16 protein-coding genes are annotated in these 16,476 nt (G+C 60.2%); 5 read left to right on the forward strand and 11 right to left on the reverse strand.

Going from position 1 to position 16,476, the window contains the following annotated elements:
* Nucleotides 1-26: 26 nt before the first annotated feature.
* The 4 genes from LF252_RS20130 to LF252_RS20145 form a co-directional block, all read right to left on the reverse strand.
* Nucleotides 27-680, reverse strand: coding sequence for a hypothetical protein (locus LF252_RS20130; protein ID WP_226271388.1), 654 nt, complete (start codon nt 678-680; stop codon nt 27-29).
* 5 nt (nt 681-685) lie between these two features.
* A complete protein-coding gene (locus LF252_RS20135; RefSeq protein ID WP_226271389.1) occupies nt 686-1,513 on the reverse strand; it encodes a metallophosphoesterase family protein in 828 nt (275 codons plus the stop codon).
* 257 nt (nt 1,514-1,770) lie between these two features.
* The gene (locus tag LF252_RS20140) at nt 1,771-3,426 is read right to left on the reverse strand and encodes an FAD-dependent oxidoreductase (protein WP_226271390.1); all 1,656 of its coding nucleotides are present in this window, start codon (nt 3,424-3,426) and stop codon (nt 1,771-1,773) included.
* Between the two features lie 119 nt (nt 3,427-3,545).
* Entirely contained in the window at nt 3,546-4,922 is a 1,377-nt protein-coding gene (locus LF252_RS20145; protein WP_226271391.1) for a sensor histidine kinase, read from the reverse strand.
* Nucleotides 4,923-5,121: 199 nt separating this feature from the next.
* On the opposite strand from LF252_RS20145, the gene radA reads away from it, so the two are divergent.
* From radA to LF252_RS20170, 5 genes are all read left to right on the forward strand, one after another.
* Nucleotides 5,122-6,513 (forward strand): DNA repair protein RadA, encoded by a 1,392-nt coding sequence (radA, locus tag LF252_RS20150; protein ID WP_226271392.1) that lies wholly within the window; start codon nt 5,122-5,124, stop codon nt 6,511-6,513.
* A gap of 294 nt (nt 6,514-6,807) precedes the next feature.
* Entirely contained in the window at nt 6,808-8,259 is a 1,452-nt protein-coding gene (locus LF252_RS20155) for a TlpA family protein disulfide reductase (RefSeq protein WP_226271393.1), read from the forward strand.
* A 155-nt stretch (nt 8,260-8,414) separates the two neighbouring features.
* Nucleotides 8,415-9,437 (forward strand): SPASM domain-containing protein, encoded by a 1,023-nt coding sequence (locus LF252_RS20160; protein ID WP_226271394.1) that lies wholly within the window; start codon nt 8,415-8,417, stop codon nt 9,435-9,437.
* Between the two features lie 106 nt (nt 9,438-9,543).
* Nucleotides 9,544-10,155 (forward strand): helix-turn-helix domain-containing protein, encoded by a 612-nt coding sequence (locus LF252_RS20165; protein ID WP_226271395.1) that lies wholly within the window; start codon nt 9,544-9,546, stop codon nt 10,153-10,155.
* 132 nt (nt 10,156-10,287) lie between these two features.
* Entirely contained in the window at nt 10,288-11,262 is a 975-nt protein-coding gene (locus LF252_RS20170) for a hypothetical protein (protein ID WP_226271396.1), read from the forward strand.
* A 78-nt stretch (nt 11,263-11,340) separates the two neighbouring features.
* Here LF252_RS20170 and LF252_RS20175 read toward each other — a convergent pair whose 3' ends face one another.
* The 7 genes from LF252_RS20175 to LF252_RS20205 all read right to left on the reverse strand — a co-directional run bounded on the left by LF252_RS20175 (nt 11,341) and on the right by LF252_RS20205 (nt 16,408).
* Nucleotides 11,341-11,682, reverse strand: coding sequence for a hypothetical protein (locus tag LF252_RS20175; RefSeq protein WP_226271397.1), 342 nt, complete (start codon nt 11,680-11,682; stop codon nt 11,341-11,343).
* Between the two features lie 133 nt (nt 11,683-11,815).
* Nucleotides 11,816-12,016: a FeoB-associated Cys-rich membrane protein gene (locus LF252_RS20180; protein WP_226271398.1), complete on the reverse strand. Its 201-nt coding sequence runs from the start codon at nt 12,014-12,016 to the stop codon at nt 11,816-11,818.
* A 111-nt stretch (nt 12,017-12,127) separates the two neighbouring features.
* Nucleotides 12,128-12,931: an inositol monophosphatase family protein gene (locus tag LF252_RS20185; RefSeq protein WP_226271399.1), complete on the reverse strand. Its 804-nt coding sequence runs from the start codon at nt 12,929-12,931 to the stop codon at nt 12,128-12,130.
* 48 nt (nt 12,932-12,979) lie between these two features.
* Nucleotides 12,980-14,674 carry an apolipoprotein N-acyltransferase gene (gene lnt, locus LF252_RS20190; RefSeq protein WP_226271400.1) on the reverse strand — a complete coding sequence of 565 codons (1,695 nt, stop codon included), beginning with the start codon at nt 14,672-14,674 and terminating at the stop codon, nt 12,980-12,982.
* Nucleotides 14,658-15,401 (reverse strand): 16S rRNA (cytidine(1402)-2'-O)-methyltransferase, encoded by a 744-nt coding sequence (rsmI, locus tag LF252_RS20195; RefSeq protein ID WP_226271401.1) that lies wholly within the window; start codon nt 15,399-15,401, stop codon nt 14,658-14,660. Before rsmI ends, lnt begins: the two co-directional genes overlap by 17 nt.
* A gap of 173 nt (nt 15,402-15,574) precedes the next feature.
* On the reverse strand, nt 15,575-15,838 hold the full coding sequence (locus LF252_RS20200) for a 4a-hydroxytetrahydrobiopterin dehydratase (protein ID WP_226271402.1): 264 nt from the start codon (nt 15,836-15,838) through the stop codon (nt 15,575-15,577).
* A 12-nt stretch (nt 15,839-15,850) separates the two neighbouring features.
* Nucleotides 15,851-16,408: an NADAR family protein gene (locus LF252_RS20205; RefSeq protein WP_226271403.1), complete on the reverse strand. Its 558-nt coding sequence runs from the start codon at nt 16,406-16,408 to the stop codon at nt 15,851-15,853.
* Between the last annotated feature and the right edge of the window lie 68 nt (nt 16,409-16,476).

The raw sequence follows: 16,476 nt of genomic DNA on the forward strand, positions 1-16,476 counted from the left end.
GCACTGCCTATACTGTAGCTGTGGTGTTAGATATCCAGTTTCAGGCCCAGACTCAGCACCAGAATATCGGCCGGTGAGAGGCCTTTGGTGTTCTGCACGTAACTCACGATGTACAAGTCGTTGGTGCCCAGCTCATAGTACGCCGAGAGGTTGCGGCTGCGGCCGGCCGCCGTAGGAGGCAACGCGTAGCTCACGCGGCTACCCAGCAGCGGCCCTACCCGGGTATCCGTCGAGAACCAATAGTAACCGGGACTGTACTGGTCGGGCTCCTCGTCGTTAATGGTACCATGGGTGTAACTGAAGTACCCGCCCACCGACAAGGGTTTCACCGAAAACCGCTGCCCCACGGACAGCGTCCAGGGAGAATACAGAATCTTGGCCGAGGCCAGGGATAGTGCGGAGCCAGCATATTTCTCGGGTACGTAGCCGACCAGAATATCTAAGTCGAGGCAGTCTTTCAGGCTGAAGCCCACGCCCCCGGCTACCATGCCCAGGCCGCCGCCGGTTTGTAGTACTACGTGTGCGGGCTGGTACCATTTGCGTGGCGGCAAGGCGGCGGTGGTGCGTACGCCGGGCACCGGAGCGGCAAAGCCGGCAGTATCAGGCGTGGAAACAGAAGAGGAAGCCGACGCGGCCAGCGGGGCTGCCACCAAGGCAGCCAAAATCAGGCGGTGTAGCATCGGGTTTAGAAGGTTACGCGTTTCAAACGAAATTCTTTGTCGCCCCACACGGTGAGTACCACATACTGCCGCGACTCAAATGAGGACGAGTTGATATACGTCACCCCATCACCGAAGGGCTCCCCGATGCTAAAGGCGTGGCGGTGCCCGTTCAGCTCAAATACCAGCCGTGGGTCCTCGCGCAGGGCCTTGGTGTACTGCTCCGGCAAAGCGGGGTCAAAGTCCTCATCCTGCGGGGGCACGTGGCTGATAATAATGTGGCGGCGCACTGAGTTATCGGCCAGTTCCCGCTTCACAAAGGCCATATCGGGCGCCGTCCCGTCGAAGTTATACTCGCGGCCGTTGGTGTCCACGAAGATGAATTTCGTGTCGCCGTAGGTGAAGGTGTAATTGCGCGGCCCGAAAATGGCCTCGTAGGCCTTGCGACCGTTGCCTACCAGGTCGTGGTTGCCCACTACCGTCAGGTAAGGCACTTTCAGCTTGCGCAAGTCGTCGTTAATCCAGCGCATTTCGCGGGCGAAGCCGAAGTCAGAAATGTCCCCGGCCACCAGCATAAACTGGATACCCGACTGCTGATTCACGCTTTTTACCAGGTCCTCGGCGTCATCGTAGAAGCGCTGGGAGTCGCCGGTAAATACGAAGCGCAAGGTGTCGCCGGCTGGCAGCGGGCGTTGGGCCAGCTGGGCTAGGTTCTTGGCCGTCAGGTTACGTTCCGATTCTGGGGCGCGGTGGTCGTTGGGGCTGAATTCCAGCAGGTCGCAGCTGCTGAGCAATAGGGAAGCCGCTACAGGCAGCAAGGCCCGCAGAGGAAAGGTTTGGAAAAATGGGCGCATATGCCTCGGCACAGAGTACTACAACCGCCCTATCCGGCGGGATAGGGCTGGCGCTATATACTGCGGAGGTGGGTGGATAGTTTGCCAAGAAAAGGCCCAAGAGCCCCGTGCAGAACTCCTGTAACCCGTTGGGTTTCCAATGACAGCCCGTTTTGCAGCCTGTCAGCCCAGAAAGTCTTCAGAATTGGCGAGCTGGAAAAAGCAGGCGTTTCCGATGAAATTCTTGCGCCTACTGTCTAGGTGAAAAGCCGCTGCGCCTATTCGTCGAGGTACTGGTGCACGAATTTGATGGCCATGCTACCCTCCCCCACGGCCGAGGCTACCCGGGCCATAGCGCCGGCGCGACTGTCGCCGGCAGCAAACACGCCGGGCACGCAGGTTTCCAGCAGGTAAGGCTCCCGGCGCGGATGCTTCCAGGAGGTAGCGTAGCGCGGGTCCGTCACCAAGTCGCGGCCCGTCAGCACGAAGCCTTTGTGGTCGCACACTATCGTATCGCACACCCATTCGGTGCTGGGCCGGGCCCCGATGAACACGAAGAGCGCCCGCGCCGGCCGCCGGTCCAGCTGGCCCTGGCGCTTCAGCACCACTTCCTCCAGGTGGTCCTGGCCGCACACTTCGGCTACTTCCGTGAAGGGCATCAGCTCAATATTCGCCGTTTCGCCAATCTGCTCAATCAGGTACGCCGACATAGAGGCCGCCAGGCTTTCGCCCCGGATAAGGATGTACACGCGCCGGGCATAAGCCGCCAGGTACATAGCCGCCTGCCCCGCCGAGTTGCCCCCACCCACGATGTACACATCCTGCTGCTGGCAGGAGCGGGCCTCGGTGCGGGCGGCCCCGTAATACACGCCGGCCCCGCTGAGGCGGTCCATGCCGGGTACTTCCAGGGTGCGGTAGCTCACGCCGGTGGTCAGGATGACGGCCCGGGTTTTTACCTCACTGTTGTCGCTGAGGGTGAGAACCTTATAGCCATCCTGCACGCACATGTTAGTAACCTCCTGCGGGGCCAGAATTTCGGCACCCAGGCGTACGGCCTGGGTCCAGGCGCGGTGAGCTAGTTCGCTGCCGCTCAGGCCCGTCGGGAAGCCCAGGTAGTTCTCGATGCGGGAGCTGGTGCCAGCCTGACCACCGGGCGTTTGGCGCTCAATCACCAGAGTTTTCAGGCCTTCCGAAGCCCCGTACACCCCGGCCGCCAGCCCGGCCGGCCCACCCCCAATTACCACCACATCATACAGCTCCTGCGAGGCCTGCACCGTGAGGCCGATGCGGGTGGCTACTTCCGTGGGCGTGGGGTCGGGCAGGGCAGTACCGTCTTCCAAGATGACCACGGGCAACTGGTGGGCCGTGAGCTTCTTCTTGGCCAGCAGCTCCTGCGCTTCGGCGTCGGTTTCGAAATCAAGCCACTGGTAGCCAATCATATAGCCGGCTAGAAAGTCTTTCAACTCGTGGGAGCGGGGCGACCATTGAAACCCAATAAGCCGCACGCCGCGGTAAGGCGGCTTGTAGGCCGCATCCCAGGCCGCCAGCAAATCGTGCAGGGTGGGGTAGAGCAGTTGCTGGGGCGGGTCCCAGGGCTTCATCAGGTAATGGTCGAGGCGGGCCGAGTTGATAGCCCGGATGGCCGCTTCCGTATCGGCGTAGGCCGTGAGCAGCACCCGCTTGGCATCCGGAAACAGCTCCCGGGTGCGCGTAAGCACCTCCACCCCTTCCAGGTCGGGCATGCGCTGGTCGGCTAGCACCAGCGCCAGCGGTTCTTCCCGCTCGTGCAGTTCCTGCACAATGCTGAGCGCCTCCGTACCCGAGCCCGCCCGCACCACCCGGTAGTCGCGCCGAAATTCCTGGCGCAAGTCCCGGTCGATGGCGCTGAGTACCTGGGGGTCATCGTCGACGCAGAGTAAAACCGGCTTTTTCATGCTACAGGAGGCAATATGGAGAAGAAAGGAGGTAACAAGGTCAAATGTAAGCGGTGCGAAGGGACGGAATGCGAGGGTTCAGCGGTAGGATCCGGTAACTGCTGCCCCTCTGCCGCCCCTTATTTCATAACGGGCAGCCACACCCCAAACTCGGTGTGGCCGGGCTCCGACTGCACTTCCAGCCGGCCGCCGTGCTGCTCCACAATGCGCAACGCAATATCCAGGCCCAGTCCCGAGCCTTCGCCGGCGGGCTTGGTGGTGAAAAAGGGCTCCAGAATACGCGGCAGCACCTCGGGCGGAATGCCGGAGCCATTATCGATGACGAACACCCGTATAAATTCGTCCTCCAGACGGGTACGTACCGTAATTTCGCCGCCAGCCGGCACGGCATCAATGGCATTATCCAGCAGGTTGGTCCACACCTGGTTGAGGCTGCTGACCTGGCCCAGCACCCGGGGCAAATCGGTGGCGTAGTCGCGCACCAGCCGGATGTTCTTGTCCCGCAATGGGTAGCTCAGGATGTTCAGGGTGCTTTCCAAGCCGGTGTGTACATCCAGCGGGGCAAAATCGTGGCCCCGATCCATGTGACTGTACGTCTTCACGTTACTGACCAGCGTGGTAATGCGGGAACCTGCTTCCTGTACGTCGCGCAGCAGGTGCAACGCCGTAAGCTGACCTTCCAGCCACGCCAAGGCCGCCGGGCGCGCGGCCGGTTGCCAGCCGGTGAGGGCATGGGTTATGCTGTCCAGCGTCAGGCCCGCATCCAGCAGGCCGGCCGCCAGTTGGTAGCCGTCGGGCACGCCTTGCTCTTCCAGAAACTCAGCCAGCTCATCTTCCGCATCCGTGCGGGCCAGGGCCGAGGTGAAAGTGGGCGTTGTCAGCGTCGTGGTCAGGCCAATGAGGGCGGTAAGGGCTTCGGGGCTGGGACAGTGCTGCACCAGCTCCCGCAGCTGCTCGGGGCGGGCCTGCAGGTTGGTGGCCAGCCGCTCGGCGGCGCGCATAATGGCGGCGGCGGGGTTGTTGAGCTCGTGGGCCAGCCCGGCCGAGAGCTTACCCAGGGCCCGTAGCTTGTCGTCGCGTTCCTGGGCGCGGGCCTCCTGTCGGGCCCGGTCGCTCATCAGGCTCACCAGGCGCTGCACCAGCTCGGGGCTCACCTGCTCCAGCTCCGGAAACTTGCTCCGGTGCAGTAGGTACAGCCAGGTTTCACCCACGGCTACGCTTTCGCCCCGGATAATGCGCAGCCGCGAGTAGGGCAGCACGCCGCTTACCTGGCCGGTTTCGATGCGAAAGGCGGGCTCCCGCTGCCCGTTCTGCACCACGTAAAACTGCAGGCCGCCTGCCAGTACGGCCATCATGTACTCGGCTTCGTCGCCGGGCCTAGACACCACCTCGCCGGGATTGTAGCAGCGCTGCTCGCCGTGGGTGAGCAGCCAGTCCAGGGTTTCCGGGGGCAGGCCGGCAAAGGTGGCAATGCGGGTGAAGTCGGGAGCAGGCATACGCAGCGGATGAAGCGCCAAGATAAAAATTGCCGGACAGGTCCCGGCCAATCGGCCGTTACTCAGCGGGTTTGGCAGGGTGCTGGGTGGCCGGCACTGGGAGTAGTACCAACTGCCCATAAAAGATGTTTCTTGCCAAACTTTTTGGCCGCGTGCTGCATTCTTTAGTTTTCTCCTTTGCTCTGATTCAACAACCGGAATGGCGAAAGTCAAAACCCTTTATTTCTGCCAGAACTGCGGCGCTCAGTCTGTGAAATGGATTGGCCGCTGCCCCAGCTGCGGCGAGTGGAACACGTACGTGGAGGAAGTGGTGGAAAAGCCCGATACCGCCACGGCCGCCAACGCCTGGAAGGCTTCTACCTCGGTAGGCAGCACCGCCAACAAGGCCGCCAAGCCCAAGCCCCTAGGCGATATTCTCTACGAAGAAGAGTCCCGCCTGAACACCCACGACGGGGAGCTGAACCGGGTGCTGGGCGGTGGGCTGGTACCCGGCTCCCTGGTGCTTATCGGCGGCGAACCGGGCATTGGCAAAAGCACGCTGATGCTGCAGATTGCTATGCAGCTCAACGGGTTGCGTATTCTGTACGTGAGCGGGGAGGAGAGTGAGCAGCAAATCAAGATGCGGGCCGAGCGGCTGGGCCGGCAGCACCCGGGCCTGTATATCCTCACCGAAACCAATACCCAGAACATCTTCCGGCAGATTGATCAGCTCCAGCCCAATGTGGTGGTGGTCGACTCTATCCAAACGCTGCACTCCCAGCTGGTGGAGGCCGGGGCTGGCTCCGTGAGCCAGGTGCGCGAGTGTACCACCGAGCTGCTTAAGTACGCCAAGGATACCGGGGTGCCGGTGCTGCTTATCGGCCACATCACCAAAGACGGCTCCATTGCCGGCCCCAAAATTCTGGAGCATATGGTGGATACTGTGCTGCAGTTTGAGGGCGACCGGCACCTGACCTACCGCATCCTGCGCACCATCAAAAACCGCTTCGGCTCTACTTCGGAGCTGGGTATTTACGAGATGCAGGGCGCGGGCTTGAGGCAGGTGAGCAACCCCTCGGAAATTCTGCTCAGCCAGCGCACCGAAACCCTGAGCGGCATGGCCATTGGCGCTACACTGGAAGGCAACCGCCCGCTGCTGGTAGAAGTGCAGGCTCTCGTAACGCCCTCCACCTACGGCACGCCCCAGCGCAGCGCTACCGGCTTCGATAGCAAGCGCCTGCAAATGCTGCTGGCCGTGCTGGAGAAACGCAGCGGCCTGCGCCTGGGCCAGCACGACGTGTTTCTGAACATTGCCGGCGGCCTGCGCCTCGAGGACCCCGCGTTGGATTTGGCTGTGTGCGCCGCCGTGGTCAGCTCCCTCAATGATATTCCCATCCGCAACGAAGTGTGCCTGGCGGCGGAAGTGGGGCTAAGCGGGGAAATCCGGGCAGTAAGCCGGCTGGATCAGCGTCTGAGTGAGGCCGAAAAGCTGGGCTTTGCGGAAATGTACATTTCGCAGTTCAACGCTAAAGGCCTCGACCTAGCCCGCTACGGCATCCGGGTGCACCCCTCCGGCCGTTTGGATGAGGTGCTGGCGGGATTATTCGGGTAAATTAGCTGGTAACGGCGCGTGAATGGCTAGCTGGCCATTCACGCGCCGTTACCACTTTAATCCTGTTTTTTGTAGTTGAAATACCGCGTACTAATACGCTGTGTTCAAAACTTTGGGATTGGTTGTTGGGTTACGAAAAAAGTAATGTTCCGGATTGGACTTTGTACGTACTTCTCGCGTATCTTCGAATTAGGAATTGGCTTTTACCGCGAATTGCCTGAATTCAGATAGCCAAAAGCCGAGCAAACAGGTATATACAGCTCCAGTTCCTCACTCCGCAACCGCAACCATCCAATGGCCTATAGATCTACTCTCACTGCTGCCCTGGTCTGGGCCGGATTGCTGGCCGCCCCACTGCTGGGGCAGGCCCAGGGCACCGTCATCCTTACCGGCAAGGTAAGCGGCCGTACTTCCGACACGGTAGCGGTATCTGTGCGCGAGAATCCGCTGGATGTGAAGGAGCAGATTACCTACGCCCGCCTCGACAACAAAGGCGAGTTCCGGCTGGCCCTCACGGTAAACGGCCCCACCCGTGCCGATTTGGTGTACGGCGACGATGTGGCCGACATGTTCCTGGAGCCCGGCGACCAGTTGGACGTGCGCTTTAAGGGGTCTGACCTGTCTACCTCCGTGCGCTACAAAGGCAAGGGTGCCGAAGCAAATACTTTCCTGGCTGAGATGGATGATAAATTCGTGGAGAATGATGGTTTTCAGGTGCTTCCTGATAACATCATGCTGTACGAAGCGCCCTTTCTGTCGTTTTTGGATTACCGCCGCAAAGAGGAAAATAAGTTTCTGCAGGACGGCGAGGAAAGCCTCAGCCCGGCTTTCCGCAATTACGTGAAGGCTGAAATAGACTACAGCTACGCTAACGACCGGCTTACGTTCCAAGACTTGCGTGAGCAGGTGGTAGCCACGGAAACCCGGCTGAAAATGACGCCGAGCTACTACGGCTTCCTAGACGATAAAACCCTGATTAACAACGCCTCGGCAGTGCAGAGCGAGATGTACCAGGAGTTTCTGCTCAATTACATTCACTATCTGGCTCTTACCAGCGGCAAGCAGCGTTCAGACCCCGACTTTTACCAGGTGTGCTACGACTTGGCTAAGAAGCAGTTAGATGGCCCGGCTAAGCCCATTGTAATGGGCCGGGTGCTGAAAGAGTCATTCCGGTTTGGGCACGTGAAACAATCAGCGGCCATGCTGGAGGATTTCCGCTCCGTGGATGGCAAAAATCAGTACTATCCGGTGCTGAAGCAGGATTTCGATACGCACAAGGCTTTTGCCATTGGCTCGCCCGCGCCCGACTTCCGGTTAGTTTCCTCGAAGGGCGATACCGTAAGCCTCAAGGATTTTGCGGGCAAGCTGGTGTACCTCAACTTCTGGCGTACCACCAGCGGCCTGGCCCTGCGCGACCTACCGTACGAAACGGAGCTGGCCAAAAAATTTGAGGGCAAAAACATCGTGTTCCTGAACATTGCCCTGGATGAGAATGAGGGAGCGTGGAAGCAGCTGGTTATCAGCAAGAAGCTACCCGGCGTACACGTGCGCACCGCTGGCGGCATGCGCTCAGCCGTGGCCCGTGCTTACGCCGTGCAAGATGTGCCCAGCTACTTCTTGCTGGCTGAGGACGGTACCTTCCTCAACACCAAGCCCAAACGCCTGAGCAGCCGCGCCGCCTACGACGAAATAAAGGAGTCGTTTGGTAAGGCTAACACGTATAGCAGCACGCTGCCGGGAAGATAAAATTCTGAAACTTTATTTGTTGAAGGCCTTTCGTCAAGCGGCGAAAGGCCTTTTCATTTGTTGCAACCAGAGTCCGAACATATTAATCTGGTTTTACGGGTTTCTATTGTCTGCTTCTGCTATAGCCCCAATGGTGCCGTACCTTTACCTTCTACATGGCCTCCCTCCTCACTGACGCGCTCAACTTCCTGTCGAAAGCTACGCCCGGCCGCCTCTGGAACGGGGCGCAGGTGGTGGGCGGCTATGCCCTAAGCAAGCTCACAGGCAAGGCGCGCCACTGGGGCCTACCGGTGGCCCTGAGCTTCGAGCCCACTACCAGCTGCAACCTGCGCTGTCCGGAGTGCCCCAGCGGCCTGCGTAGCTTCACGCGGCCCACTGGCATGCTGCCCGACGCGCTGTTCAAAAAGACGATTGATGAGGTGGCCTCCCGGCTCTGGTACCTGATTTTCTACTTCCAGGGCGAGCCGTACCTGCACCCCAACTTCCTGGACCTGGTGCAGTACGCCAGCCAAAAGGGTATTTACACGGCCACCAGCACCAACGCCCACTACCTCAACGACAAAAACGCCCGGCGCACCGTGGAGTCGGGCCTCGACCGGCTGATTATTTCCCTGGACGGCACTACCCAGGACGTGTACCAGCAGTACCGGGTGGGCGGCAAGCTGGACAAGGTGCTGGAGGGCACCAAAAACCTGATAAAGTGGCGGCGGGAATTGAAAAGCCAGACGCCCCGGGTGGTGTTCCAGTTTTTAGTGGTGCGCCCCAACGAGCACCAGATTGACGAGGCCAAGCAGCTGGCCCGGGAGCTGGGCGTGGATGACGTGTGGTTTAAAACCGCCCAGATTTACGACTACCACAACGGCAGCCCCCTCATCCCCACCATCGACTATTACTCCCGCTACGAGAACAACCTGGACGGTACCTGGATCATCAAAAACCGCCTGCTCAACCACTGCTGGAAGATGTGGCACTCGTGCGTGATTACCTGGGACGGCTTGGTGGTGCCCTGCTGCTTCGATAAGGACGCGGAGTACCGCCTCGGCGACTTGCAAACCCAGACCTTCCGCCAGCTCTGGCACGGCACCAAATACCGCAATTTCCGCAGCGCCCTGCTCAAAGGCCGCGACCAGATTGAGATGTGCCGCAACTGCACCGAGGGCACCAAGGTGTGGGGGTAGAGGTGAATGATTGAATGGGTAAATGGATGAATGACCGGATCAAAGCCGAATGTGCGGCGGAGCACTTATCTTGGGAGGAACCTAGCCGCCTGTTATCCACTACCCTATGTTTTCTACGGCCCGCATCACTACTATTCGCAAAAGCAAGGGCCTTTCCCAGGAGATGCTGGCCGAGCAGTCGGGAGTAAGTTTGCGCACTATTCAGCGGGTGGAGCAGGGCGAAACCGAACCGCGGGGATACACTTTACAGGCCCTGGCTGCCGCCCTCGACGTACCTCTCGAAGCCTTCCGGCTGGAACCCGAGCAGGCTGCCCCGGTCCCGCCTGCGCCCCCGGCCGCCACTCCGCCCACCCTCCGCTCCGACCCCGACTTCCTACAGTTGCTCAACCTCAGTGCACTGAGCTTTCTGGTACTGCCGCTGCTGAATATTCTGGTGCCGTGGTGGCTGTGGCGGGCGCGCCGCCATACTACCGCTCACGTAGCCGAGGTAGGCCGGCGGGTGCTGGGCTTTCAGATTTTGTGGCAGGTGGGCAGCTTCTTCGCCTTCATGCTGGTGCTGGTGGCCCAGATGCTACTGGCCGGTTCACACCGGGCTATTTTCCCCGCGCTGTACATCGGCATGGTGGTGCTTACCTACGGCTTCAACGGGCTGATGATAGGCTACAACGGGCTGCGGCTGCGCCAGGGCAACCTGGATATTTATCCGACCCGCCTATAAGCACCAATTTCACAAAACATTTCTAATCAACAACATATACACAATGACGGGCAAATGACGGGAGAATGACGCAGGGCTGAGTGCAGGCAACCCGCACTTTTGGTGACATCAACCACCTGTCCTTGCCCTGCTATGAAAACCCTGCTTAAAGTTCTCCTTGTTCTGGTTGTGCTGCTGGTAGCCAGCGGTATTGGCGGCTACTTCTACGCTCGTCAGGCCTTTGCGCCGCCGGCCAATCAGCTTACTATAGCCGGCTTGCCGGCCACCACTACCTTCACCTGGCAGGGCGACTCGACGGTTACGCCGGCCCGGCCCCACGCGGTGCTGCTGGTGCCGGTGCAACTGGTCGGTTGCCCCCGCACCTGCTACCTGCAGTTTGATACCGGCGCCCCGTACACGGTGTTCTACGCCAACCCGCTGGCTGCCCTGCGGGCCGCCTACCCTGCCACTCAAAATGTCCTGCTGCCCCAGCACGATACGCTCCGGGCCGTGCGGTTTGGGTTGGGCAACGCGCAGGTGGCGGTAGCGAAAGCGCCGGTGCTGCGTTACGGTGTCGCTACCCTACCCGCCGATAGCACTGCTCCATTCGTCATCGGCTCATTGGGGGCCGATGTGCTGGTGAACCAGGCATTGGTTATCGACTTTCCCCATCAGCGCTTCAGCCTCTACTCCCAATTGCCCGACAGCCTCACCCAGCAGGCCCAGTTCACCAAACTCAGCTTCGATAACCGCCGGGTGCTGGTGCAGGCTACCGTGCAAAACGACCGACAGAACTACATGTTCGACTCGGGGAGCAGCGCGTTTTCCCTGCTCACCAGCCAGGCCAAATGGGAAAAGCTGGCCACTCCGGCCGCCACGCCCACGGTATCGGGAGTGAACTCCTGGGGCAAAACCCTCAATGCCCACACCGTAGCCTCGGGGGCCGCTTTGCACATTGGCACTCAGGCGCTGCCGCTTCACTCCGTCACGTACATTGATAATGTAAGCTTCTGGCAGCGGGCCCTCATGCAGGTTTCGGGCATGGGCGGCATGCTGGGCAACGAGGCCTTCACGCAGCACACCATTTTGCTGGATGCCCAGGGCGGCCGGTTCGGGGTGGCACAGTAATCCGCTCAGGCTCCGGCATAAGAAAAGGCGTTCCGAATTCGTTCGGAACGCCTTTTCTGCTCAGACAAGTATGGTTATCTACTTGTGCTTCTTATCTAAGTTTTTGCCCAGGTCTTCTACCTGCTTCAGGAACTCCAGCGCATCAGAGTCGCCGTAGGTGCCGAAAGCGGAGGAAATAGTGCCCCGCACGCCATCAGCCGTTTCCAGCGCGTAGAGGATGGACATATCATCGGGGTTGCTTTCCCCTTCGAAGCGGTAGAAATCCACGATGGTTACCTCGTTGGGCGAATAGCTCTTGTCCCGGTCGGTATCAATCGTATGCAAACGGCCGTCGGTAACGCGGAAATCGGCCGTGAAGCCCTCTTTATTTAATCTCCGCTCTACGTTTACGAGGGTGCGTTCTTCTTCTTTGTCCTGCATGGCGAGGGGTGTTTTAGGGAATAGGAAGGGATGCGGTCAGTAGGAATACGGCGGCCACGAAAAAGCCCCCGTGCCGGGCTATACGTAGCCGGGACGGGGGCGGGTTATATCCGGGGGCAAGAATATTACGCCGTCAGGCCTTAGCTCCTTCGCGGGCGGCAGCCAACTCAATGGTACGCTGCAGGCGGTCAACATCAATAGTCGAGCACGCCCCGCCGCAGCCTTTAGCGCAGGCAGTTTGGTCTTTGGAGAAAAAGGAGCGCCAGAAGATGCGCCCCACGTACCAAGCCGCTCCCACAAATAGTAGGGCAATGATGAGATACTGTATCCACATGATGCTCACAAAACTACGATGCGCGCCGGAAAGTTTATCGGAGACAGAACCCGCCTGCCCGTCATTCCTCGGCTTCGCTCGGAATGACGGACAATGGTGCCTAGGTGTACTCTACTCCGCTTCGTGCCAGAACTCCCGGATGGTATCCTGCATTTCCTCGTGCACTAGGCCGTTGCTGGCCACTACCTGCCGACCCGAGAGCGGGTCACCATCCTGCAGGAACTCCGTTACGCGGCCCCCGGCCTCGCGCACCAGCAGAATGCCAGCAGCTACATCGTAGGAGTTAAGGTTGAACTCGAAGAATCCCTCGAAGCGGCCGGCGGCCACGTAGGCCAAGTCGGCGGCGGCGGAACCAACGCGGCGCACCCCGTGGGAGCGACGCATGAACGAGCCCAGCACCTGCAGATAGTCGTTCATCAGCTCAAATTTGGTGTAGGGGAAGCCAGTGGCAATTAGGCTGTTGTTGAGGTCGGGCACGTCGGAAACGTGAATGGGCAGCTCGTTGCAGAACGCCCCGGCCCCTTTGGCCGCCCGGAAACACTCGTCGCGCACTACCTCGTACACCACGCCGGCCACCAGCTCGTGGCCCTTCACCAGGCCCACGCTCACACAGTACACCGGCAGGCCGTGCACAAAGTTGGTGGTGCCATCCAGGGGGTCGATAATCCAGTTATATTCCTCGGCCCGGTCGGCGCCTTCGGTGCCTTCTTCGGTGATGAAACCGGCCTCGGGCAGCACTTCGCGCAGGCCGGCGACCAGCAGTTTTTCGGTTTCCTTGTCCACGTACGACACCAGGTCGTGCACGCCTTTCAGTTCAATGTGGCTGCGGTTGAAGGTGGCCGCCTCCTGGCGAATAAACTGGCCCGCGTGGCGCGTTACAGCCGCCAACTGAAAGCTGATTTGATTGTAATCCATGCAATTAGTCGTGTTGATTCATGCTGACCGAAGTCGAAGCAGAATATTCTAAGCCATTTCAGGCTGTTTGGTTTGTCTTTGTAATACGGCTCGTACTGCAGTGAGTAGTAACAGCAGCACCGCCAGCACCTGGCAAGCGGGGCCGAGCAGTTCACCGTACTTCACGTAAAACGTCAGCTCAGTGTTCAGGTGCACGGTGGCGCGGCTTACGGCGGGCACCCACCAGCCGGTTTGCTGGGTGACTTCGCCCTTCTGGTTGATGAAGCCCGAAATGCCGGTGTTGGCGGAGCGGGCTATGTCGCGGCGGGTTTCGATGGCGCGGAGGGTAGCGTACTGCAGATGCTGCAGGTGGCCCGGCGAGTCGGACCACCATCCGTCGTTGGTGATGATACCGATGAGGGTGGCCCCGTTCTGGGCGTACTGATTCACAAAGTCGCCGTACACCGATTCGTAGCAGATAACGGGGGCTACTTTGAGAGCGGGCGTGGCCATTTGATACACCGTGCGCTCCTCCTGGGAGCCAAGGCCGCCGGCCGTACCGCCAAGGTCAATGACGAACATACTCAGCCACGGCGGCACACCCTCCACACCCGGTACCAGCCGACTTTTGTGGTAGAACTGCCCCGGCCCCGGCAAATGCACGGCCGCGTTGAAGATGTCGTAGTACCCCAAATCCTCACGAAAACGGGCCGTAGGACTGGCTTTGGCTTTATCGGGGCCGTATTGCTGCACCGAGGTCAGGCCGGTGATGAGGTCGAGGCCAGGGTGCTGGGTCAGCCAGTTACGCAAACGTTGCACTTTGGGGTAGCTGTTAAAGGTCCCCTCGAAGTAGGTTTCGTCGAGCGACGTTTCGGGCCAGAGCACCAGCTTGGTTTGCGGGGTCAGGTTCTGCTCGGTGAGGGTCAGCAGGCGGTTCAGCTGCTCATCATAGGATACAAACCGGGAGCCGCCCTCAAACTTCTCGTTGTAGGGGTCCACGTTGGGCTGCACCACCAGCACTTCGGCCGTTTCACCTTTCTCCTGGTAGCGGCTCGCAATAAGTTTCGACAGCCCAATGGGCAACACCGCTGCCAGCACTGGCAGCAGCACCAGCCGCTGCAGATGCACCCGTGGTAGAGGCACGCCCCCCGGCCGGGAAGCCGCACGGTAGTCGCGGAAGGCAAAGAACGACAGCAAGTTCACTACCCACATCCAGAGGGAGCCGCCCAGAAAGCCGGTATACTCGTACCACTGCACCCACTGGTTGGCCTGGGCAAAGCCATTGCCCAGCGTGAGCCAGGGCCACGTCAGGAACCAATGCAGGTGCAGCTGCTCGAAGGCAATCCAGAAAATGGGCAAAGAGGCGTAGCCCAGCTTGGGGCCGAAGTGCTTTTTAGTGAGCCGGAAGGCAGTGAGCGGCAAACTCATAAGGGCCGCGTTGGCCACCACGGCCGTAATGCCGCCGCCCAGGGTGCTGTAGCTTACCCAGTAAGTGGTAAACACGTTCCAGAGCAGCAGCAGCAGGTAGCTGTAGCGCCACACTTTCCAATTACTGGCGTTGCGCTGGGTGAGCAGGTGCTCCAGCGTGAGGTAGGGTACCCAGCCTACCAGCAGCGCCGCCGCCAGCGGAGCCGGGTGCACCGGCCAGCCCAGCCACAGCAGAAACGCGCCCAGCAGCGCCAGCATGGTGGGTAGCCAGAAGGCCGGGGTTGTGGCGGCCGGAGCCGCAGTAGGCGCTTCGGCCGGTTTATTTGTCACGGTCATCGTTCTTGTATCGGTCTTCTTTGGCGGGGCGCTCCTCCTTGCGGCCCTGCACCACCAGCACTATTTCGCCTTTGATGGTGGGGCGGGCGGCAAAGTTCCGGGCCAGGTCGGCCAAAGGAGCGGTTACGGTTTCCTCAAACAGCTTGGTTAGTTCCCGGCTTACGGAGGCCGGCCGCTCGGGCCCCAGCACCTCAGCCAGCTGCTCCAGCGTTTTCACAATGCGGTGCGGCGACTCGTAGAAAATCATGGTGCGGTGCTCCTGGGCCAGCTCCTGCAGGCGCGTCTGGCGGCCCTTTTTCACCGGCAGAAACCCCTCAAACGTGAACCGTTCCGCCCCAAACCCCGATTTCAGCAAGGCCGGCACAAAGGCCGTGGCCCCGGGCAGGCATTCCACTTTGAGGCCCCGGGCCAGGCACTCCCGCACCAACAGGAAGCCGGGGTCGGAAATTCCGGGCGTGCCGGCATCGGATACCAACGCCATGGTTTCGCCTTTCTCCAGGCGCTCCAGCAGGCGCTGCACCTGCTGGTGCTCGTTGTGGAGGTGGTAGCTGAGCATGGGCTTTTTCAGCTCCAGGTGCTGCAGCAGCCGGCCGCTGGTGCGGGTGTCCTCGGCTAGCACGGTATCTACCTCCCCCAGCACCCGAATGGCGCGCAGGGTTATATCCTCCAGGTTGCCGATGGGCGTGGGCACCAGGTACAGCAACGTTTTTTCTTGGGGTTCAGCCATGCGGGCAAAGGTAGCGGGGGAGTTGCTAGTTTCTGGTTGCTGGTTTCCAGTTAGCAGGAGATACTACACGTCATTCCGAGCGCAGCCGAGGAATCTCGCGTGCTGACGCAGGAGTTAGTATCCCAACATCAGCACGCGAGATTCCTCGACTACGCTCGAAATGACGTGCTGCTTTACAAACCAGCAACTTCCTCCCCGCCGTACTCGGCGGCCAGCTTATCGATGGCGGCGGCCAGCTGGTGGTCCTTGTCCGTAACCCGGTTGCCAGCGGAGTGGGTGCGTAGGCGGAAGCTCACTGTGTTGTACTCGTTGCTCCACCACGGGTGATGGTCCTGATACTCGGCTTCCTCCGCCACATCGGTCATGAAGCTGAAGGCCATTTTGAAGTCTTTGAAGCGAAAGGTGCGGGTGAGGGTGTTGTCGGTTTCGGTCCACATAGAAGGTTGGGGTTAGAGGGTGTTACGCACTTCCATCAGGGCAAAGCCCAGCAGGTTCAGGCCGGGCCACTCGGCGGGATTGGCGGCCTGCGGATGGTCCTGGGCCAGCCCAATGCCCCAGATGCTGTCAACGGGGCTGGCCTCTACCAGCACCCGGTTGCCGGTACCCAGCAAAAACTCTCGTAGTGCCGGGTGCTGGCTGAACTTGGCCACGTTGCCTCGCACCACAATTTCAAACCGCGCAGCATTCCACCTGGCCTCATCGAAGCCCTGCACTTTGCGGCCCAGGCGTTTGGCTACATCGGGGTGGGTAGCCTGCAGGATGGCTTGGCGGGTGGCTTCGTCCTGAAACAAGCGGGCTTTTTCGGCCATCATGTAGTGCTCGGCCGTGGCATAGGTATCACCATCCACCGTAAACGGGGCCGGGTACCACTGGCTGAACACCTCTTTGCCGAGGCTGCCCTTGCTGGTGTGCCCCCAGAAATACAGATACTTAGGTGTGGCCCCGTGGTGCAGGTGCTGAAGCAGGGTTTCTACGGAACGAATAGGCGGCAACTGATTGGCAGACACAACAGTAAGGCGGATAATTTGATACGCAAGACCACCAAATCTAAACCCAAATCCGGGAACCGCAGTAC

The sequence above is a fragment of the Hymenobacter pini genome (genome assembly GCF_020421205.1).
Taxonomy (GTDB): domain Bacteria; phylum Bacteroidota; class Bacteroidia; order Cytophagales; family Hymenobacteraceae; genus Hymenobacter; species Hymenobacter pini.

What these genes read in the sequence shown, in the direction of transcription:
- LF252_RS20160 (WP_226271394.1), top strand. Translation starts at nt 8,415, where the DNA reads ATGGCCTCCCTCCTCACTGACGCGCTCAACTTCCTGTCGAAAGCTACG.
- LF252_RS20155 (WP_226271393.1), top strand. Translation starts at nt 6,808, where the DNA reads ATGGCCTATAGATCTACTCTCACTGCTGCCCTGGTCTGGGCCGGATTG.
- LF252_RS20135 (WP_226271389.1), bottom strand. Translation starts at nt 1,513, where the DNA reads ATGCGCCCATTTTTCCAAACCTTTCCTCTGCGGGCCTTGCTGCCTGTA.
- LF252_RS20140 (WP_226271390.1), bottom strand. Translation starts at nt 3,426, where the DNA reads ATGAAAAAGCCGGTTTTACTCTGCGTCGACGATGACCCCCAGGTACTC.
- lnt (WP_226271400.1), bottom strand. Translation starts at nt 14,674, where the DNA reads ATGACCGTGACAAATAAACCGGCCGAAGCGCCTACTGCGGCTCCGGCC.
- rsmI (WP_226271401.1), bottom strand. Translation starts at nt 15,401, where the DNA reads ATGGCTGAACCCCAAGAAAAAACGTTGCTGTACCTGGTGCCCACGCCC.
- LF252_RS20130 (WP_226271388.1), bottom strand. Translation starts at nt 680, where the DNA reads ATGCTACACCGCCTGATTTTGGCTGCCTTGGTGGCAGCCCCGCTGGCC.
- LF252_RS20180 (WP_226271398.1), bottom strand. Translation starts at nt 12,016, where the DNA reads ATGTGGATACAGTATCTCATCATTGCCCTACTATTTGTGGGAGCGGCT.
- LF252_RS20185 (WP_226271399.1), bottom strand. Translation starts at nt 12,931, where the DNA reads ATGGATTACAATCAAATCAGCTTTCAGTTGGCGGCTGTAACGCGCCAC.
- LF252_RS20175 (WP_226271397.1), bottom strand. Translation starts at nt 11,682, where the DNA reads ATGCAGGACAAAGAAGAAGAACGCACCCTCGTAAACGTAGAGCGGAGA.
- LF252_RS20200 (WP_226271402.1), bottom strand. Translation starts at nt 15,838, where the DNA reads ATGTGGACCGAAACCGACAACACCCTCACCCGCACCTTTCGCTTCAAA.
- LF252_RS20170 (WP_226271396.1), top strand. Translation starts at nt 10,288, where the DNA reads ATGAAAACCCTGCTTAAAGTTCTCCTTGTTCTGGTTGTGCTGCTGGTA.
- LF252_RS20145 (WP_226271391.1), bottom strand. Translation starts at nt 4,922, where the DNA reads ATGCCTGCTCCCGACTTCACCCGCATTGCCACCTTTGCCGGCCTGCCC.
- LF252_RS20165 (WP_226271395.1), top strand. Translation starts at nt 9,544, where the DNA reads ATGTTTTCTACGGCCCGCATCACTACTATTCGCAAAAGCAAGGGCCTT.
- radA (WP_226271392.1), top strand. Translation starts at nt 5,122, where the DNA reads ATGGCGAAAGTCAAAACCCTTTATTTCTGCCAGAACTGCGGCGCTCAG.